Here is an 18,958-nt window from a genome sequence, read left to right on the forward strand (position 1 = left end):
TCAGCGTACCGGTCAGCCCCAGTGCGGCGGACGGTCGCGGAGGAGCCGGTCGTCGTTCTCGCCCGTCCCGTGCCGCGGCGGTTCGGGGGCCGGGGTGGGGTCGCTCCCCGGGACGGGGCTCGTGGTGACGCGACGGCCGGACCGGACGACGCCGACGGACGGGGCGGGCGCCGTGTCCGCGACCGTCTCCGGGACGGGAGGCTCGGCGCCGGTCGGATGCGCGCCTCCCGTTTGTGGGGTGGTCGCCTCGGGCGTCCACGCCCCGGTGAGCTGCTCCGTCGTCGGCGTGACCGGACCAGCCGGGCGCGCAGCCCGACGGGAGGGTCGACCGGTCACGAGCGGGGAGACGCGGACGTCATCGGCGTGCGGGGACCGGGGGGATCGAGATCTCCTGGGTGGCGCCGCGGTCGACCCCGAGCACCTGCGCGACCGTGTTCGCGACCCGGTCCGGGTCGGAGAACAGCTGGAACGCGTGCACGCGGACGTAGTGCCATCCGAGGCGGCGAAGGACCTCCGGCCGGAGGCGCAGCGACTCGCGCAGCGAGCCCTTCACCAGCGAGGCGTCGGTCTCGATCGTGACGCAGACCCCGCCGTGTGCGGCGACCAGACCGAGCTTGCCGCGGTGGCCGAGCGCGACCGGGATGCCGCGCATCTCGAGTCGGCGGGCCAGGTCGACGAGCAGCGGGTCGGAGTCGTCGGGTACGTACTCGGCGGTGGTGCGGGCGCGGACCTCGGCCAGGATCTCGGCGAGTGCGACGGTGCCGTGGCCCATGCGCTCGGCCTCGATGTCGGACGGCTGGAAGCACGTGACGATGACCATCGACCGGCGCGCGCGGGTCATGGCGACGGCGAGCAGACGCTCACCACCGGGCTTGCCGAGCGGACCGAAGTCGCGGAGGACCCGGCCGTGCGGGGTGCGGCCGTAGCCGATCGAGAACACCACACGGTCGCGGCTCTGCGCCACGGACTGCTCGAGCGTCGCGACGATGAACGGCTCCGGACGGTCGCCGATGACGAACTCGGTGAGGTCCTTGTGGCCCTGCGCGGCGGCGAGGACGGCCTGCTCGACCCGGACCGCGTGCTTCGCCGAGGCCGTGATGACCATGAGCGACTCGGTCGGCCGGGTGCGGGCGTGCTCGATCACGTGGCGGACGACGCGGTCCACCTCGGCGTCCACGCTCTCGACGGCGCCGGACTCGGGGTCCGGGACGGCCTTGCCCTCGCTGACGTAGTCGAGCGCGATCGACCCGTGGCCGAGGAACGACCCGGCCCACGGCAGCGACTCGATCCGACCGCCGTAGAAACGACGGTTGACCAGCTCCGCCAGGTCCTCGCCGCCGGCCCGGTACGAGCGGGTGAGCGACAGGGTCGGCAGCAGGGTGGACAGCTTCGCCAGGGCGGAGTCGGCGTGCAGGGCGTCGAGCGTCTCCTCGTCGACCTGCAGGGCGCGGTGCTCCGGGTCGACGGCGATGCGGAACGGCGACGGTGTCTGGGTGACCGGGTCGCCGAACACGACCGTCTGGCGGGCGCGGCGGACGGCGCCGACGGTCTCGGCGATGGTGACGGCTCCGGCGTCGACGAGGATCACCGTGTCGAACGGCATCGTGTCGGCGATCTGGGCGACCTCGTACGGCGAGGCGAGCCAGACCGGGGCGATGGCGCGGGACAGGTGCGGCGCCGAGTCGTGCAGCAGACGCGAGGTGATCGCGCCGTCCTTGAGCTGGCTCTTCAGCGCGGCGGACTCCTCCGGCCAGTCGACGAGGCCGACCTTCCAGTTCTCGGCGAGCTGCCACGCGAGGCCCTGGGACACCCCGGCCGCGTGCGCGTCGTCGACGAGTCGGAAGTCGGCCTCGACGCGGTCGAGCATGTCGGTGTTCGCGCCGAGCAGTGCCCGGTCGGACTCGAGCATCGTCTCGAGCGCGGACTGCCACCAGGCGAGTTCGAGCTCGGCGGGCACCTGCACGTCGGGGACGTGCCGGTTCGCCAGGTCGGTGAGGAGCGGCTCGAGCTGCAGGTCGCGGAGCGTCTGCATGAGCTCGGTGCGCTCCTGCAGGTTGTGCAGGACGTCGGACTCGGCCGCCAGCTCGGCGATCGTCGGCACGAGGCGCTCGATCGGCAGGTTCGCGAGCTGCTGGTCACGGCTGGCGCGACCGAGCGGCTCGTCGAGGCGCGCGAGGTCCTCGACGACGTTCGAGAACAGCACCTGGACGTCGGCGATGCCGGTCGGGACCTCGGGGTTCACGCCGGCGGCGACGTAGCGCTGCCAGAGGACGCGCTGCTGCTGGACGCGGGTGAGCGCCTCGTGCAGGTCGGAGACGTGGACGCCCGGGCGGACGTACTCCCGCGCGAGCTTCTTCAGTCGACGGCGGTTGGTGCTGGACATCGGAGCGCCCTCGCCCCGGGGCGCGGTGGCGGCGACGAGTTCGGACACCGACCGGTCGAAGACGATCGGCAGGAAGCGGTCGAGGGTGTCACGGATCTCGGTCAGCAGGCGCAGGTAGATGCCGAGCTCGTTGATCGTCGTGAACTGCCGCATGTGCGTCGACCCGATGAGCTCGTGCGCACGCTGCAGGAGGGCCGGCAGCGATCCGCCGTCGAGCTCCTGCGCCGTCGCGTGGGCGCGCTGGGCACCGTCGCTCGAGTGGAACTTCGCGCCGTACCAGGGCGAGTCGTCCGGGCCGTAGCGGAACTCGCCGAGGTTGGCGGCGCTGACCATCGTCTCGGCGACCCGGGCGCGGCCGGACACCATCGAGACGACGGACTGCTTCGAGAGCCGGGCCGTGGTGGAGGGGGCGACGGGCAGCAGGGACAGCCGCGAGAGCTCGACCAGGCAGTCGAGGACGCTGACGCCGAAGTCGGGATCGGTGCGGGTGAGGGCACCGCGGTAGTCGGTGAGGACCTTGCGGAGCCGGACCAGCGCGTCGTCGACCTCCCGGAGGTTCGGGCGGCTGGCCTTCTCGTTGCGGGCGATGGCCCGGACGACGTCGCGGCGGAGGGTGCCCGGCGTGACGGCGACGCCCGGAAGGTGCACCTCGCCGAAGCGGGCCGCGATGCCCCGGAGGGTCGCGCGTCGCGGGCTGACCACGAGGACGCGCTTGTTCGCGGCGACCAGTCCGCCGAGGGCGTTCACGATCGTCTGCGTGCCACCGGTGCCGGGCAGGGTCTTCACCACGATGGAGTTGCCGGCCGTGATCTGCGCGATCACGTTCTCCTGCTCGTCGTCGGCGTCGAGCAGCAGCGTGTCCGTCTCCGGGCTGCGCTCGTCCGACGGGGTCTGCTCGACCGGGTGGTACGACTGCTCGACCTGCCACTTGGCGCTGGGGTTGCCGGCGAGGGCGTCGAGCACGGGGTGGGCGAGGTCGTCGGTGTCCTCGACGAGCCCGGTGGCGACCTCGGCGAAGGTCGACACCACCAGTCGGGCGTGCACCGCGAAGCCGGGGATGTGCGCGGTGAGGCCACGGAGGCGGTCGATGACCGGGTTCGGGGTGAACGAGCCGTCCTGCTGGGCGAGGGCGACGAACGACTGCGCGTCGAGGGTCACGCCGAACTGCTCACGGAGGGCGTCGGACAGCCCGGGGTTGAGGACGGGTTCGCCGAGCAGGCGGACCTCGAAGTCGCGGCCGTGACGGCGGATCGCCAGCGGGCGGAGCAGGACGGGCCCGCGGAAGTGCTCGTCGCCGTGCTGCCAGTCGGCGATGCCGATGCCGAGCTTGACGGCGTCGATGCCGCGGACCGTCGCGAGTTCGGTGCCCTTCGCCTCGACGTGTCCGGCGGCGACGCGCGCGGCACGCAGCGCGACCTCGTCACGGATCAGGCTGGAGAGCAGCGTCGTCTTGCCGGTGATGAACTGTGCGAGGCCACCGGGGTGCGTCGTCGAGAGCTCGATGCGCCCACGCGGGTGGTCGGCGAAGTGCACGAGCGGGCTGGTGCCGCCCACGCCGGCGAGCTGCTCGCGCCAGGCGTCCCACGCGGGCTCGGCGGCGTTGCCCGCGGTGAGCCGCGGGTCGCCGAGGCTGATCGCGTGCGGGCTGGTGACCTGGAGTTCGGGGCGCAGCGCGGACCGTTCGTCGGGCAGGTCGGTGCCCTCCGCCGCGTCGCCGTCGACCGAGGCGTCGTCGTTCGTCACGTCGTCCTCATCGCCGGTCGTCCTGTCCACTCGCCACACACGCCCACTGTAGGCGGAAGCGTCGTGGCACCCCGGCAATGAGCGCGCGGTTCCGGGTTTTCGCCCGATCGGGCCGACCGCCGCGCCGGGCCCGGACGCGTGCGTGTGGTACCAACGGTGCATGGCCATCGACGACCGACCCGCTCCGTCCACCCCTGCCGTCTCCCGGCGTCGATCGGTCCCCGCCGAGATCTCGCGCTCGTGGCTGCTGGTCGCCGGCACCGCCGAGGACCGGTTCGACGGCGCCACCCGCTCGCGTGCCGACCAGGTGATCCTGGACATCGAGGACGCCGTCGACCCGGCCGCGAAGCCCGCCGCCCGGTCCACCGTCGCCGCCTGGCTCGCGGGCTCCGGCGAGGCCTGGGTCCGGGTCAACGACGTGACGACGGACTTCTGGGAGGACGACCTCGAGGAACTCCGCGGCCTGCCGGGCCTGCAGGGCGTGATGCTCGCGAAGACCGAGAGCCCCGCCCAGGTCACCGACACCTGGCACCGTCTCGGCGGCCACACACCGGTGATCGCGTTGGTCGAGTCCGCCGTCGGGATCGAGGAGGCGACGAGCATCGCGAAGGCCCAGGGCGCGTTCCGCCTGGCGTTCGGCAGCGGCGACTACCGCCGTGACACCGGCACGAGCGCGGACACCCTGGCGATGGCCTACCCCCGCTCGCGTCTGGTCGTGGCGTCCCGCGTCGGTGACCTGCCCGGCCCGATCGACGGCCCGACGGTGGGGTCGTCGCACCCGATCCTCCGCGAGCAGTCGCAGGTCGCGGTCTCCCTCGGCCTGACCGGCAAGCTGTGCCTGGACACCGAGCAGTTGCCCGTCATCAACGAGGTCATCTCCCCCACGCCGACCGACGTCGCCTGGGCGCAGGACTTCCTCGACGACTTCGAGGCCCGGGGACGGGTGATCCGCGACGGTTCCGACCTGCCGCGCCTGGGTCGCGCGCAGAAGATCCAGCGCCTCGCTCAGGCGTTCGGGGTGGAGGCCCGGTAGGACGGTCCCATGACCTGGTCGAACGTCCCCGGATCCGGACCCGAGCACGACCGCGCGCGCCAGGAGCGTGCCGCGCTGCACGACACGGCGTCGGGACCGCACTTCACCGACGCCGAGCGCACCGCGTGGGAGCAGGGCGCGACCTCGCTGTTCCCGGCCGGCAGGATCGCGGACCGGGTGTCCACCGTGCTGCTCCTGGTGGCGACCGCCGTCCTCACCGCGGTCGCGGCCGTCGCCGGCGTCGTCGCGGTCGCGTCCGCGGCGACGTCCTGCGGCACGAGCGCGTCCTGCACGGCGGGCGGGCTGGTCGGCGGCGCCGTCCTGGCCGTCGGCGGCGCGTTCGTGGTCGGCGTCGTGACGCTGGTGTTCGCGGTGCGGGCCTGGATCCGTCGGCGGACGTCGTGGTGGATCGCCGGGATCGGGTTCGTCCTGGCCGTGGCCGCCGTCACCTGGGGGACCGTGCTCTTCGTGCACACCCTCGACGAGCAGGGTGTCGGTCGGGACGCCGGGGTCGCGACCGCGCAGCTGCCGACCGACTGACCGCTCGGCGCTCGGCGCTCGGCGCTCGGCGGGAGTGCGGGAGTGCGCCGTTCCTCAGCGGGCGTCGGCGGCCCCGAGCACCGCCCGGAGCCGCGGTTCCACGAGCGACGCCGACCCGACGGGCGACAGCACGCCGAGGAACACCCGCAGCCCCTCGGCCCGGTCGGCGGCCGTCCCGGTGAGCGCCGCCTCGGCCGACGAGGTCAGGTCCTCGAGCGCACGCACGCTCGCCGACCGCACCAGGAGGGTCTCGTCGAGGTCGACGGGCCCGTACCCGGTGCGGAACGCCGCGAGCTCATCGGCACCGGTCGGGCGGAACAGCACGCTGAACTCGACGAGGTGCAGGTCGAGTTCGCGGGGCGCGACCACCGCCTCGTCCCAGTCGATGAGCCGCAGCGCCCCGTCCGGACCGACGAGCACGTTGCCGAGGTGCGGGTCGCCGTGGCACGGCACCGGGGCCGCACCCGGTGCGGACGGGAGGCGCGCCCCGCGTGACAGGAGCGCGATCCGTGGACGGGCCTCCCGCCAGGCGTCCAGCACGACGCGACGCACGTCGTCGTCGGGAGGAGTCGGGTCGGCGGCCTGCGCGTCGAGCGCGCGCAGCTGCGCCCGGTAGGGGCGTCGCCGACGACGGATCCCCCGTCGTGCCCCGCGCCGCTGGTCCGGCTCCTGCCCGCTGTGTGCATGCACCGCCGCGAGCAGCTCGCCGTAGCGGCGCCACCCGTCGAGGTCGAGTCCGACGGTCGCGGCGTCCTGCCCGTCGGACCAGCGCGTGACGCTGAGCCGTCCGCCCCGCCGTCGACTGCGTGCGTCGCCGTCGGTGGTCAGTCGGGCGGCGGGGACCCCGTCGAGGCCGGTCGCGGTGATCGCGGCGACGAGCCGGGTGCCCGTCCGAGTGCGTCGGGTGGTCCACTTCGCCGCCCAGACGGCACCGTCGACGTCCACGACCCGCCAGACGACTGCCGCAGGGTCGGCGCCGCCCTCGGTCTCGGCCAGGTCGGCGACCGTGATCCCGAAGTCGCGGGCGAGCCAGTGTCGGGCGTCCTCGGGCGTCGGCCGGACGGCCACGACGGTGTCGGGCCGGCTCACCGCAGGCCGCTCCGGGACAGCCCCTCGACGAAGTACCGCTGGAACCCGAGGAACAGCGCCACGATCGGCAGGATCATGAGCAGGTTGACGGCCATGATCGCGCCGTAGTCGGACGTGTACTGGCCCTGCAGGGTGCCGACGATGCCGATCGGCACCGTGAACAGGTCCTGGTTGCCGGAGAGCGCCACGAGCGGCCAGCCGAAGGCGTTCCACTCCCCCATGAAGGTCAGCAGGACGAGGACGGCGAGCAACGGCCGGCAGAGCGGCAGCACGACGGACACGAACGTGCGGAAGCGGCCGGCGCCGTCGAGCTGGGCGGCCTCGATGAGCTCGTCGGGCACCGCCAGGAAGAACTGTCGGGCGAGGAACACCCCGAAGATCGCCGCGGCCTCGGGCAGGATCACGGCCCAGAGCCCGCCGTACAGGTGCAGGCCGATCGAGATGAAGAACTGCGGCACGATGATCGCCTGCGGCGGGATCATCAGCGTCGACAGCAGCACCAGGAACAGGGCGTTCCGGCCACGGAACCGCAGCTTGGCGAAGGCGTACCCGGCGAGCAGGTTGCACACGACGGTGATCGCGGTGACGACGACGGACACCAGCAGCGAGTTGCCGAACCACCGCCACACCGGGAACTCCTGGAACGGCCGGACGAAGTTCTGCACCGTGAAGTGCTGGGGCCAGAGCTGCAGGCCGGGGGCGTACAGGTCGGCCCGGGTGGAGAACGCGGTGAGCAGCATCCAGTACAGCGGGAACGCCATCACGACGGTGACGACGACGGCGACGGTCAGGCGCAGCCACAGCAGGCGTCCCCGGCGGCGTCGCGGCGAGCGCGTGGCGGTCGAGGTGGCGGCAGCGGGCGCGGATCCGGCGACACCGGCGTCCCATGAGGTCGAGGTCATCAGTCGGTCTGGTCCCGTCCGGCGGTGAACCGCCACTGCACTCCGGTGATGAGCAGGGTGACGAGGTAGATGACGATGCCGACCGCGGCGCCGTACCCGAGCAGCTGCGGACCGTGCTCGTCGAAGGCGACCCGGTACGCGTACGACACCACGGTCGTCGTGCCGTAGCCGGGCCCGCCGCGGGTCATCGCCCAGACCGTGTCGAACACCTGGAACGAGTAGATCAGGTTCATCACGAGCAGGAAGAACGTCGACGGGCCGAGCAGCGGGAACGTGATGAGCCGGAAGCGCTGCCAGCCGCTCGCGCCGTCGGTCGTCGCGGCCTCCTGCACAGCGGGGTCGACGCCCTGCAGCCCCGCGAGGTAGATGAGCATGTCGAAGCCGATGCGCTGCCACAGCGTCATGAGGATGACGGCGGTCATCGCCCAGCCGCCGCTCGACTGCCACTGCACGGCCGGCAGCCCGAGGGCCGTGAGCAGGTCGTCGACGAAGCCGTTGTTCTGGTCGAACATCCACGCGCCGAGCACACCGGTCGCGACACCGGAGACCACGAGCGGCAGGAAGACGATCGTCCGGAAGACCGCCCGCCCCGGCAGGACGCCGTTGAGCAGGACCGCGACACCCAGGCCGATCGCCATCCCGACCGGCACCGTGAACAGTGTGAAGACGCCGGTGTTCGCGACGGACTGCCAGAAGACCGGGTCGGTGACGAGCCGGGCGTAGTTGCCGAGCCCGGCCCACGACGAGCCGCCGAGTGAGTCGAGGTCCTGGAGGCTGATGACCGCCGCGTACACCAGCGGCAGCAGCGTGAACACGACGATGAGCACGACGTTCGGCACCAGGAACGCGCTCGCCGCGGCACCGCTGGAGGCGCGGAACCGGCCGGCGGTCCGCCGTCGGCCGGGCAGGGGGCCGGCACTCGCGGTCGCGCCGCCGATCCGCTCGGTCGCGCTCGTCACGAGGCCACCGCCGCGTCGACGGCCGCGTTGGTCGCCCGGACTGCGGCGTCGGTGCCGCGGCCGTGGAAGGCGAGCTCGAGCTGGTCCTGCAGGGCCGTGTTCACCGAGGCGAACCCCGGCACGACGGTCTCGCGCACCGCGGTCTCGGTGATGGTCGTCGCCTGCTGCGTGAAGACGTCCATCACGTCGGGGCGGACGGCGTAGTCGAGCTGCACGTCGGCCAGGCTCCGCAGGGTCGGCAGTTCGTTGGCGCGCTGACAGAAGTCACGCATCTGCTCCTCCTCGACCAGGAACTTCAGGAACGCGGCGGCGAGCTCCGGGTTCTCGGTGTCCCGCGTCGCGACGACCGCGTTCCCGCCGAGGTCCGACGCCGCCGCGACGTCGCGGGGCATGTACGTGGTGGTCCAGTCGCCGCCCTGGTACCCGTTCGTCCCGTCGGCGAGCTCCGGTACCAGGAAGTCCCCGACGAAGGTCATCGCGACGGTCTGGTTGAGGAAGAAGTTGTCCGAGTACACGGTCGTCTTGATCGTGTTGTTCGCCGGGACCCAGCGCTCGTCGAAGAACCGCTGCGTGAACGCCATCGCCTTGCGCCCCGGGTCGGAGTCCACAGCCGCGTGCCGCAGGTCCTCGCTGAGCAGTGACCCACCGGCCTGGTACACGAAGCTGCCCCACCGGTAGGCGCCGGCGGCGGTCCAGTCGTAGGCGAACGGGTACTTGTCGTCCGGCAGGGTGCGGCGGAGCTTCGTCGCGACGTCCGCGAACTCCTGCCACGTCCACGCGTCGTCGAGTCGGTCCGGCACCGCGCCGATGCCCGCTTCGTCGAGGGCGGCGCGGCTGAACGCGATGGCCGAGGTGTCCGTCTGGTGTGGCACGCCGTACGTCCGCCCCTCGAACCGGACCGCGTCCCGCAGGGCCGGCAGGAACGCGTCCGTGTCGGCGTCGGTCAGGTACGGCGACAGGTCGAGCAGCACCCCGTGCGAGGTGTACTTGCCGATGCTCGTGTAGTCCACGCGGAAGACGTCCGGAGCGGTGCGTGACAGGATGCCCCGGTCGATCCCGGAGAAGAACCCGTCGTACGGCAGGGTCTGCAGCTCGATCGTGGCCTCCGGGTGTCGGGCCTCGAAGCCCTTCTTCGCCGCCGCGAACCCGGCGTTCTCACCGTCGCTGCCGCCCCAGAACGCGAAGCGCAGCGTACCGGCGACCGCACCGATGTCGGCCTTCGACCCGGCCGCAGCGGGGTCCGGCCGCGGACCGTTGTTCGCCACGCACGAGCTCAGGGCGCCGGCGGCCGCGACACCGAACGCTCCGACGAGCAACGAGCGGCGAGAGATCGGGGACCCGGACACGAGCGCGACGCTAGTCCCGGGCATGGTCGGTGGTGGCGGCGGTGATCGAAGCGTGCCGCCGAGTGCGTTCCGTGGCCTGCTCCCCTGGACGTCGGACGCATCGGCGGGCGCATGCTGGGCGGATGAAGCAACGAGTCATCGGAGACACGTCCGTCAGCGCCATCGGACTCGGCGGCATGCCGATGTCCATCGAGGGGCGGCCGGACGAACGGCGCTCCGTCGCCACCATCCACGCCGCCCTCGAGGCCGGCGTGACCCTCATCGACACCGCCGACGCCTACCACCTGGCCGCGCACGACGAGGTGGGGCACAACGAGGAGCTCATCGCGAAGGCCGTCCGGCAGTACTCGGGCGACACCTCCGCGGTCCTCATCGCGACCAAGGGCGGGCACCTCCGTCCCGAGGCCGGTGCCTGGGCGCAGAACGGCGACCCGGCGTACCTCAAGGAGGCGGCCAAGGCCTCGGCGCAGCGCCTCGGCGTCGACGCGATCGGCCTCTACCAGTTCCACCGCCCGGACCCGGCCGTGCCGTACGCGGACTCGGTCGGCGCACTCGCCGAGCTGCTCGACGAGGGCGTCATCCGGATGGCCGGCATCTCGAACGCCACGGTCGACCAGATCCGCGAGGCCAACGAGGTCCTCGGTGGCCGACTCGCCTCGGTGCAGAACCGGTTCTCGCCGGTGTTCCGCTCGAGCGAGGCGGAACTCGAGCTCTGCGACGAGATGGGCATCGCGTTCCTGCCGTGGAGTCCCCTCGGCGGCATCGGAGGTGCAGCGGACCTCGGCACCACCGCGGAGGAGTTCGCGATCCTCGCCCGGGAGCGCGATGTCACCCCGCAGGTCATCGCGCTGGCGTGGGAGCTCGCGAAGAGCGACGTCGTCGTCCCGATCCCCGGGGCGTCGCGTCCGCAGTCGATCCTCGACTCCGTCACGGCGGCCACGGTGAAGCTGCGGCCCGAAGAGGTCGACCGACTCGACGCGTCGCGACCGGACCAGGCGGCCTAGTCGGCCGGCGGGACCACGCACCACGGGCCTCCCGGCTGTTCCGGCCGGGAGGCCCGTGGTGCGTTCGGTGTCCGGCCGGCGGCCCGTCAGGGGCGCCCGCCGCGCGTCAGGAGGCGCAGGTCGAGTCGAAGTCGGTGCCGGCCTTCTGGACCGCCGAGGCGGAGTCCTGGAACGCGGAGAGGTCGGCGGACTTCGGGTCCTTCGTGATCGCCTCGAGGCGGGTGACCATGTCGCCGTAGGCGCTCTGGAACGCTTCGGCCTTCCCCTTCACCTCGGTGTTCGACACCGCCGCGACACCGTCGTCGATGCTCGAGTCGAGTTCCTTGAGCTTCGCGACCGCGGCGGCGGGGTCGGACTGCAGCTTCGCGGCCTGGGACTGCAGCCCCTCGGCAGCGGAGCGGACCTTGGTCTCGAAGGCCTGGCACGCGTCCGCCTTCGACTGGGTACCGGACGCCTCGGCGGCCTTCGTCGGCGCGCTCGAGGAACCGTTCGAGCCCGCACCCGTCGTCGCCCCCTGCGACGCCGTGTCCGTCCCCGTCGAGGTGCCACCCGCGGAACAGCCGGTGAGCAGGACCGCGGCGAGCGCGGCGGTCGCGAGGACGGTGAGGTGCTTCGTGGACATGGGATCCCCCTGGGTTCGCGACGCGTCCCTGATCGGACACGTTCGCGGCCGACAGTACCGACGACGCCGTCCGGGCGGCCGGGTGGCTGTCCACGGGCGCGTACGATCGAGGGATGCGTGCCATCACCTTCTCCCAGCCCGGCGACGTCGACGTCCTGACCCTCGGCGAGCTCCCCGACCCGGTCCCCGGCGCGGGCGAGGTCCTCGTCGAGGTCGCGGCCGCCGGCGTCAACAACGCCGACCTGCAGCAGCGGCAGGGGAACTACCCGCCGCCGCCCGGCGCGTCGGACGTCCTCGGGCTCGAGGTGTCCGGCACGATCCGGAGCCTCGGCGAGGGCGTCACCGACTGGTCCGTGGGCGATCGGGTCTGCGCACTCCTCAGCGGTGGTGGGTACGCCTCGCTCGCCGTCGTCCCCGAGGCACAGCTGCTGCCGGTGCCGGACGACCTGGACCTGGTGTCGGCCGCCGCGCTCCCGGAGGCCGCGTGCACGGTGTACTCGAACATCGGGATGCTCGCCGGGCTCCGACCGGGGCAGACCCTGCTCGTGCACGGTGGGACCGGCGGCATGGGCTCGCACGCGGTGCTCTGGGCGAAGGCTCTCGGCGCCCGGGTGATCGCGACCTCCGGCGGCGACCGGAAGGTCCGGGCCTCCCGCGAACTCGGAGCGGACCTCGTCGTTGACCACCGGGAAGAGGACTTCGTCGAGCGGGCGCTGGCGTTCACGGACGGCGTCGGCGTGGACGTGGTCCTCGACGTGGTCGGCCCCGCGTACCTGCACCGCAACCTCGAGGTCCTCGCGCCGAACGGCCACCTGGCGATCATCGCCGCGGGTGCCGGACCGGACGCGACCCTGCCGATCGGGCAGCTGATGCGGAAGCGCGCGACCGTGAGCGGGACGACGCTCCGGGCACGCCCCGCTGCCGAGAAGGCCGAGATCGTGGCGGCCGTCCGGCGTGACGTCTGGCCGTTCGTCGTGGACGGCCGGGTGCGTCCGGTGATCGACGCCGTGCTGCCGATCACGGAGGCGGCCGAGGCACACCGACGTCTGGCATCCGGCGACGTCGTCGGGAAGCTGCTGCTGGCGCTGTAGTCCCGCTGCCGCTAGGCGTGCACCCGGGCCAGGAACGCCTGGAGGGCGGGGTGCTGCGGGTCGTCGAGGACGGCCGCGGGAGCGCCCTGCTCGACGACCTCACCGCGGTGCAGGAACACGATCCGGTCGGCGACGTTCCGCGCGAACTGCATCTCGTGCGTCGTCATGAGGATCGTCGAGCCCTGCTGCTTGAGTTCGGTCACCAGGTCGAGGACCTCGCCGACGAGCTGCGGGTCGAGCGCGCTGGTCACCTCGTCGAGCAGGAGCAGCTCCGGGTCGGACGCGATGGCGCGGACGATCGCGACACGTTGCTGCTGTCCGCCGGACAACCGGTCGGGGAACGCGCCGGCGAAGTCGCCGAGCCCGATCCGGTCGAGCAGGCGGCGCGCGGTCGTCTCGGCTCCGGCACGGGGGGCGCGGTGCACCTTCCGGGAGGCCAGGGTCACGTTGTCGAGGACGCTCATGTGCGGGAACAGGTTGAACTGCTGGAAGACGACGCCGATCCGGGCGCGGGTCGCGTCCACGTCGACGCGGGGGTCCGAGATGTCCTCGCCCTGGAGCAGCACCTGCCCGTCGTTGATCCCCTCGAGCAGGTTCACGGTCTTCAGCAGCGTCGACTTGCCCGAACCGGATGCCCCGATGACGCAGATCACCTCGTGGCGGTGCACGGCCAGGTCGATGCCGCGCAGGACCTCCTGGTCACCGAAGGACTTGCGGAGGCCCCGCAGTTCGAGGACGGGAGCGGTCGTGTCGGTCACACCGCGCCTCCGATCTGTTCGCGCTGCTGCTGCTTCCGGGCGATCGCGTCGGTGACCCGGATGAGCGGCAGGCTGATGAGGACGAAGAGCAGGCCGGCGACCAGGTACGGGGTGAAGTTCGTCTGCTCCGCCTGGGCGATCTGGGCGCTGCGGACGGCGTCGACGGCACCGAGGATCGAGACGAGCCCGACGTCCTTCTGCATCGAGACGAAGTCGTTCATGAGCGCGGGCGTGACCTTGCGGATCGCCTGCGGCAGCACGACCAACCGGAGCGTCTGCGCGTGGGACAGGCCGAGCGACCGGGCGGCCAGGCGCTGGGACGGGTGCACGGCCTCCATCCCGGCCCGGAGCACCTCGGCGACGTAGGACGAGTACGTCAGCACGATCGCGATCGTGCCCCAGAACTCGGGCGCGAGCCGCGGGAAGACGCCGAGGCCGGGCAGGCCGAAGCCGACCAGGTACAGCACGATGATGAGCGGTAGGCCGCGGAACAGGTCCGTGTAGCCGGTCGCGAGCATCCGGAGCGGGAAGAAGACGGGGTTGCGGAGGCCCCGGACGACGGCCAGCAGGGTGCCGAGCACGGCGACACCGATGCTGGCGAAGAACAGGATCCGCACGTTCAGCCAGAGGCCGAGCAGGATGTCCGGCAGGGTCTCCCAGGCGACCTGCGGGTCGAAGAACGACCGTTGGACGGCCGCCCACCCGGGGGTGTTGACGATGCCGATCCAGACCAGCGCGACGACCACCAGGGTCGAGACGACGGAGACGGTGACCGACCGACGACCGCGCTGTCGGCGGTAGAGCTGGCGTTCGCGCTCGACCTGGCTCGGCGCCGGCATGACCAGCGGTGTGCCGGCCCCTGCGGGAGAGGTCATGCCCGCGTCACTTCAGGACCGGGGTGTTCGTCTCGGAGGACAGCCACTTCGTCTGCAGGTCCTGCAGCGTGCCGTCGTCGTCGAGCGACTTGAGTGCCTTGTCGACCTCCGGCGTGAGCTTCGAGTCCTTCGGCAGGACGATGCCGAACTGGTCGCCCTGGCCGTCGGCCGGGAACTGCGCCGACACCGTGCCGCCGTCCACCTGGGATGCGGAGATGTAGAAGGCGGTCGGCAGGTCGGTGACGATCGCGTCGATCTGGCCGGACTGCAGCGCCAGGACGGCGTCGTCGTTGGAGTTGAACACCTGCGGGGTGACGCCGAGCACGTCCTTGACGCTCTGGATGCTCGTGGAGCCGGCCGCGACACCGATGGTGTCCTTCGCGAGCGCGGCGACGGTGGTGTCATCGGCGGCGGCCGACGACTTCTTCGTCACGACCGCCTGCGTGGTCGTGTAGTACGCGGACGACATGTCCACGGCCTTCTTGCGCTTGGCGTCGATCGAGAACTGCTGCAGGTTGAGGTCCCAGTCCTTCGCACCGGGCGCGATGGCACTGTCGAAGGTACTGCGCTTCCAGACCACGTCATCCTTGCTGTAGCCCATCTCCTTCGCGACGGCGTACGCCAGGGCGGCCTCGAAGCCCTTGCCGGACTGCGGCTGGTCGTCCTCGACCCAGGGCGAGTACGCGGGCTGGCCGGTGGCGATCGTGAGCTTGCCGTCGGTCACGGTGCCGGCGGCGTTGTCACCACCGCCGGACGAGCAGCCGGCGAGGGCGGTCGCGGCGACGAGGGCCGTGGCGATGGCGATGGTCAGGCGGAGGGGACGGGTCACGGTCTGGCCTTCGTCAGAGGGGAACAGGGCAGGTCGAAGTGTACTTCGATGTGGGATACCAGCGCGAAGCGGATGACGCGGTACGACGGCCGGCGCCGGCTCAGTCGGCGAGGGTGAAGTCCTCGAACGAGAACCCGGGCGACACCAGGCAGCTGAGGAGCACCTCGCCCTCGTGCGGGATCGTCCGCTGCCAGACGCCACCGCGGACGAACGCCTGCGCGTCGTTGACCCGGTCACGGCCGGCGTCCGGGCCCAGGGTGATCCGCGCGCCCGGCTCCGGCTGGTCGCCCGACCCACCGAGTTCGAGCTCGACGGCGTCCGGGCCGTGCCACATCCAGATCTCGTCGCTCGTGACCCGGTGCCAGGCCGAGGCCTCGCCCGGGGGCAGCAGGAAGTGGATGAGGGTCGCGGCGGGACGCTCCCCCGCCGGCGTCTGCACCGCCGCGGACGACGTCCAGGTCCGGACGTACCAGCCGCCCTCGGGGTGCGGCTCCATCCCGAGCGCGCGAGCCCGGGTCGGGACGTCGAGCCACTCGACGAGTTCGCCGGAGACGGTCCGTCGTGCGGCCATGCCGGGTCGGGGGGCGGTGTCGGTCATCGGGACTCCTTGCTGGGGGTGACGAGCGGTGCGGTGGCAGAGGTCGTGCTGGTGGAGGTGCCCGGTGGCACCCGGGCGGCGTCGGCGGTCCGGACGACCCCGCGGATGACGGTCGCAGCGGCACGCCCACCGCCGTCCTCGACGAGTTCGGCGAGCGCGTCGGGCACCGTCCGCGAGTCGACGTCGAACACGGCGAGGTCCGCGCGGGCACCGACGGCCAGGTGTCCGATGCGGTCGGGGCCGACGGCCAGCCCCATCGCGTGCGCCCCGCCGAGCGTCGCCGCGGCGAGCAGCCGTTCGTGCAGGTCACGCCCGGTGTACCCCTGGGCGCGGGCGATCCGGTGCAATGCGGTGACGTCGGCCATCGGGTCGAGGGACGGCGACGACGACAGCGAGTCGGTGCCGACGGCGATCGGGCTGCCCTCCCGCAGGTAGTCGGCGACGGGCGGCGGATCGAGGCCGATGACGGCGTTCGAGCGGGGGCAGAGCGCGACGGCGGTGCCGCGGGCCCGGAGCAGTGCCCGGTCGGCGGCGGTCATGTAGACGCCGTGCGCGATGTGGCAGTCCGGGCCGAGGACACCGAGCCGGTCGACGAACGACGTCGCGCTCGCCCCGAACCCGAGGGCCCGCATCGCCCGGAACGACGGCACGTTCGCCAGGTGCCAGTCCGCGCCGTGGCCGACGCCGGCGACGCCCTCCAACCCGGGGACCGGCTCGACGGCGGTCCGCTCCCCCTCGAAGGCGGCCTCGCCGAGGTGCAGGTGCAGCCGCAGCCCCCGCTGCCGCACGATGTCGGGCAGTTCGAGCAGCGGTGCCACGTCGAGCGAGTAGGGCGCGTGCGGTGAGAGTCCGGCACCGGGGGTGGTCGGGACGCGTGCGAGTTCGTCGAGGACCTGGTCGCGCCCGTGCTGCTGCCAGGCCGCGTTCTCCCAGTCCATCACCTCCCAGTAGGCGATCCCACCGAGGCCGGCGTCCTGCAGCGCGGTGGCCGCGTCCAGGTCGGTGACGACGTCGGCGATGCTCGTCACCCCGGCGGCGATCGACTGCACGGCGCCGGCGGCAGCCTCGGCCCGCCAGTCGTGCGGCTCGGCGTAGACGGTGTTGAACGCGGACGCCCAGTCCTCGAATCCGTCGTACTGGTCGCGCCCGACACTGGCCATGCCGGTGTACTGGAGGTGCGTGTGTGCGTTGACGAGCCCGGGCAGCAGGGCGCCGCGCCACCGTCGCTCGGTGAACGGGCTGCCGTCGAGTTGGTCCACCACCCAGGAGCGTTCGCCGACGTGCAGGATCCGTCCGTCACGCACCGCCACGGCACCGTCGGCGATCGGCGGCGCGGTCATCGGCACGACGATCCGCGCCGAGTGCACGGTCGTCGTCGAGCCGGTCGGTGCCTGCCCGGCCACGACCGGCAGAGCCGCCCGCTGGTCGGTCACGCCGGGTCCCCGAACCGTCGGGTCCGGACGTCCGGACCACGGTCGGCGGGCTGGGCTGCGGTCGGTCCGGCGGTTCCGGGACCGCCGGGAGGCGCGACCACCGTCCCGAACGCGGCGAGCGCCGCGCGGGCGGTCACCGCGTCCACCTCGGGGTCGATCGGCACGACCGCGCGGTCGAGTTCGTCGCCGTGCTCGACGAGCATCCGCACCGCCCCGAGCTGCGCGGCGAAGGACAGGTCCATGATCTCGATCGGGTTGCCCTCGGCAGCGGTGATGTTGATGCAGCCGCCGCCGTCGAGCAGGAGCACGTCGGGCCCGTCCGGGATGGCCACGCGTTCGACCTTCCGCCCGATCGTCGTGCGGACCGCTCCGGCGGCGAGCGCGTCGTCCACGGCGACCTCCTGGTCCACCCCACCCGCCACCGAGACGACCGCTCCGGGGGCGCAGGCCCGCAGCACGGCGAGGCTGATCGTGTCGGGCACGCCGGAGGCGCTCATCACCAGGTCGGCGGTGCGGACGGCCTCGGTGAGCGGGGCGACTGCGTACCCGGCGAACAGGGCCTGCAACGCGCGGACCGGGTCGGGGTCCGCGACGGTGACCCGGAACCCGAGCGCGCGGAGCACCAGGGCGACCCCCTCACCGACGTGACCGAACCCGGCGACGACGGCCGAGCCTCCCCCTGCCGGCACGAGCACCGGCGACGGGTCGTCGAGGCCCTCGAGCAGGTCGAGCGTGGCGAACACCGTCGACTGTCCGGTCCCGTACCGGTTGTCGAAGAACGTCTTGGTGCGGGCGTCGTTCACCGCGACGACCGGGATCCCGAGCTGGCCGCGCGACACCATGACGCGCAGCGGGCGGAGGCCGCTCGTGGTCTCCTCCGCGGCGCCGAGCATCGTCGGCAGCAGGTCCGGCCGTTCCTGGTGCACGAGTCGGATGACGTGCGACCCGTCGTCGACGAGCACGTGCGGCCGGGTGTCGAGCATCGCGAGCGCCAGGTCCCGCTGTTCCGACACGGTGGCCGTGCTGCTCGCGTGCACCGGGAGGCCCGCGCGGCGGAGGACGTCCGCCACGGCGTCGTCGGTCTCGTCCGCGTGGGCGTAGACGACGACGTCGGCGCCGGCGTCCCGCAGCAGCAGGGCGAGCACCGCGGTCTTCGGCTCGAGGAACAGGCTGACGCCGATCCGGGTGCCGCGGAGCAGGCCGCCCTGCCGGAGCTCGTCGGCGAGGGCACGGGAGACCGGCATCGAGCGCCGCGCCCAGCGGATCCGGGCCTCGGCGGCGGGGTCGTCCTCGGCGTCCCGGCCGGTCGAGACGAGGAACACGTCGTCGGAGGTCATCGGCACGCCGAGCACCCCGGGCCGCGCGAGCGTCGTCGGCCCGAAGGCGTCCTCGTCGACGGCGGGGACGTGGCGGCCGGCGTCGACGACGAGCAACGTCGATCCGCGCGGCCGGTCGGCGGTGGCCTGCTCGACGGCGGCGACGGACTCGTCCGGCGTGCCGAGGCACCAGAGCTGGTCGACGTGCGCGCCGTCCTCGGCATGGCGGGCACCGAGGCCCGTCAGCAGGTCGCGGAGGACCGCCGCATCGCGGGCGTCACCGCCGACGATGCGGAAGCGCCGGGCGGCGACGAGCATGTTCGTCACCCGGGCGGTGTGCCGCACGGCGGCGGAGGCCCAGGCCAGCAGCGCCGGATCGGCGCGGGCTGTCGGGTCGGCGCTCGGCATGCGCCCATCGTAGGGCGCTCCGGCAGCCG

The 18,958-nt window shown here is 72.8% G+C and carries 16 protein-coding genes; 4 read left to right on the plus strand and 12 right to left on the minus strand.

The window, feature by feature from the left end; all coding sequences use genetic code 11:
* Window positions 1-355 precede the first annotated feature (355 nt).
* Window positions 356-4,165: an AAA family ATPase gene (locus E9228_RS08690; protein WP_425248373.1), complete on the minus strand. Its 3,810-nt coding sequence runs from the start codon at window positions 4,163-4,165 to the stop codon at window positions 356-358.
* A 121-nt stretch (window positions 4,166-4,286) separates the two neighbouring features.
* Here E9228_RS08690 and E9228_RS08695 point away from each other — a divergent pair, with 121 nt between their 5' ends.
* Together E9228_RS08695 and E9228_RS08700 are read left to right on the plus strand one after the other, a co-directional pair.
* Window positions 4,287-5,159, plus strand: coding sequence for an HpcH/HpaI aldolase/citrate lyase family protein (locus E9228_RS08695; protein ID WP_166780210.1), 873 nt, complete (start codon window positions 4,287-4,289; stop codon window positions 5,157-5,159).
* 9 nt (window positions 5,160-5,168) lie between these two features.
* Window positions 5,169-5,699, plus strand: coding sequence for a DUF6264 family protein (locus E9228_RS08700; protein WP_166780211.1), 531 nt, complete (start codon window positions 5,169-5,171; stop codon window positions 5,697-5,699).
* Between the two features lie 54 nt (window positions 5,700-5,753).
* On the opposite strand, the gene E9228_RS08705 is transcribed toward E9228_RS08700, so the two are convergent.
* Genes E9228_RS08705 through E9228_RS08720 form a run of 4 tightly spaced genes read right to left on the minus strand, consistent with a single transcriptional unit; the run spans window position 5,754 to window position 9,995 of the window.
* Entirely contained in the window at window positions 5,754-6,788 is a 1,035-nt protein-coding gene (locus E9228_RS08705) for a phosphotransferase (protein WP_166780212.1), read from the minus strand.
* Complete coding sequence (locus E9228_RS08710) at window positions 6,785-7,690, minus strand: carbohydrate ABC transporter permease (RefSeq protein ID WP_166780213.1); 906 nt, start codon at window positions 7,688-7,690, stop codon at window positions 6,785-6,787. Before E9228_RS08710 ends, E9228_RS08705 begins: the two co-directional genes overlap by 4 nt.
* Window positions 7,690-8,649, minus strand: coding sequence for an ABC transporter permease subunit (locus E9228_RS08715; protein WP_166780214.1), 960 nt, complete (start codon window positions 8,647-8,649; stop codon window positions 7,690-7,692). Before E9228_RS08715 ends, E9228_RS08710 begins: the two co-directional genes overlap by 1 nt.
* Window positions 8,646-9,995: an extracellular solute-binding protein gene (locus E9228_RS08720; RefSeq protein WP_166780215.1), complete on the minus strand. Its 1,350-nt coding sequence runs from the start codon at window positions 9,993-9,995 to the stop codon at window positions 8,646-8,648. The genes E9228_RS08715 and E9228_RS08720 overlap by 4 nt, the downstream gene beginning before the upstream one ends.
* 122 nt (window positions 9,996-10,117) lie before the next feature.
* On the opposite strand from E9228_RS08720, the gene E9228_RS08725 reads away from it, so the two are divergent.
* Entirely contained in the window at window positions 10,118-10,999 is an 882-nt protein-coding gene (locus E9228_RS08725; protein ID WP_166780216.1) for an aldo/keto reductase, read from the plus strand.
* Window positions 11,000-11,105: 106 nt separating this feature from the next.
* On the opposite strand, the gene E9228_RS08730 is transcribed toward E9228_RS08725, so the two are convergent.
* Complete coding sequence (locus tag E9228_RS08730; protein WP_166780217.1) at window positions 11,106-11,621, minus strand: hypothetical protein; 516 nt, start codon at window positions 11,619-11,621, stop codon at window positions 11,106-11,108.
* Between the two features lie 113 nt (window positions 11,622-11,734).
* On the opposite strand from E9228_RS08730, the gene E9228_RS08735 reads away from it, so the two are divergent.
* Window positions 11,735-12,712, plus strand: a complete 978-nt coding sequence (locus E9228_RS08735; protein ID WP_166780218.1) for an NAD(P)H-quinone oxidoreductase — start codon at window positions 11,735-11,737, stop codon at window positions 12,710-12,712.
* A gap of 11 nt (window positions 12,713-12,723) precedes the next feature.
* Here E9228_RS08735 and E9228_RS08740 read toward each other — a convergent pair whose 3' ends face one another.
* From E9228_RS08740 to E9228_RS08765, 6 genes are all read right to left on the minus strand, one after another.
* Entirely contained in the window at window positions 12,724-13,470 is a 747-nt protein-coding gene (locus tag E9228_RS08740) for an ATP-binding cassette domain-containing protein (protein ID WP_166780219.1), read from the minus strand.
* A complete protein-coding gene (locus E9228_RS08745) occupies window positions 13,467-14,345 on the minus strand; it encodes an amino acid ABC transporter permease (RefSeq protein ID WP_166780220.1) in 879 nt (292 codons plus the stop codon). Before E9228_RS08745 ends, E9228_RS08740 begins: the two co-directional genes overlap by 4 nt.
* Window positions 14,346-14,352: 7 nt before the next feature.
* The gene (locus E9228_RS08750; protein WP_166780221.1) at window positions 14,353-15,174 is read right to left on the minus strand and encodes a transporter substrate-binding domain-containing protein; all 822 of its coding nucleotides are present in this window, start codon (window positions 15,172-15,174) and stop codon (window positions 14,353-14,355) included.
* Between the two features lie 100 nt (window positions 15,175-15,274).
* Window positions 15,275-15,772 carry a cupin domain-containing protein gene (locus E9228_RS08755; RefSeq protein WP_252727971.1) on the minus strand — a complete coding sequence of 166 codons (498 nt, stop codon included), beginning with the start codon at window positions 15,770-15,772 and terminating at the stop codon, window positions 15,275-15,277.
* A complete protein-coding gene (locus tag E9228_RS08760) occupies window positions 15,769-17,205 on the minus strand; it encodes an amidohydrolase family protein (RefSeq protein WP_425248374.1) in 1,437 nt (478 codons plus the stop codon). The genes E9228_RS08755 and E9228_RS08760 overlap by 4 nt, the downstream gene beginning before the upstream one ends.
* Window positions 17,202-18,929 carry an adenosylhomocysteinase gene (locus E9228_RS08765; RefSeq protein WP_166780222.1) on the minus strand — a complete coding sequence of 576 codons (1,728 nt, stop codon included), beginning with the start codon at window positions 18,927-18,929 and terminating at the stop codon, window positions 17,202-17,204. Before E9228_RS08765 ends, E9228_RS08760 begins: the two co-directional genes overlap by 4 nt.
* Window positions 18,930-18,958: the final 29 nt, after the last annotated feature.

Origin of the sequence: Curtobacterium salicis (genome assembly GCF_011759505.1) — a bacterium.
GTDB lineage: Bacteria > Actinomycetota > Actinomycetes > Actinomycetales > Microbacteriaceae > Curtobacterium > Curtobacterium salicis.

Excerpts from the sequence above, each read along its gene's own strand:
- E9228_RS08695 (WP_166780210.1), top strand. The coding sequence starts at position 4,287 with ATGGCCATCGACGACCGACCCGCTCCGTCCACCCCTGCCGTCTCCCGG.
- E9228_RS08700 (WP_166780211.1), top strand. The coding sequence starts at position 5,169 with ATGACCTGGTCGAACGTCCCCGGATCCGGACCCGAGCACGACCGCGCG.
- E9228_RS08710 (WP_166780213.1), bottom strand. The coding sequence starts at position 7,690 with ATGACCTCGACCTCATGGGACGCCGGTGTCGCCGGATCCGCGCCCGCT.
- E9228_RS08725 (WP_166780216.1), top strand. The coding sequence starts at position 10,118 with ATGAAGCAACGAGTCATCGGAGACACGTCCGTCAGCGCCATCGGACTC.
- E9228_RS08730 (WP_166780217.1), bottom strand. The coding sequence starts at position 11,621 with ATGTCCACGAAGCACCTCACCGTCCTCGCGACCGCCGCGCTCGCCGCG.
- E9228_RS08735 (WP_166780218.1), top strand. The coding sequence starts at position 11,735 with ATGCGTGCCATCACCTTCTCCCAGCCCGGCGACGTCGACGTCCTGACC.
- E9228_RS08745 (WP_166780220.1), bottom strand. The coding sequence starts at position 14,345 with ATGACCTCTCCCGCAGGGGCCGGCACACCGCTGGTCATGCCGGCGCCG.
- E9228_RS08755 (WP_252727971.1), bottom strand. The coding sequence starts at position 15,772 with ATGACCGACACCGCCCCCCGACCCGGCATGGCCGCACGACGGACCGTC.
- E9228_RS08765 (WP_166780222.1), bottom strand. The coding sequence starts at position 18,929 with ATGCCGAGCGCCGACCCGACAGCCCGCGCCGATCCGGCGCTGCTGGCC.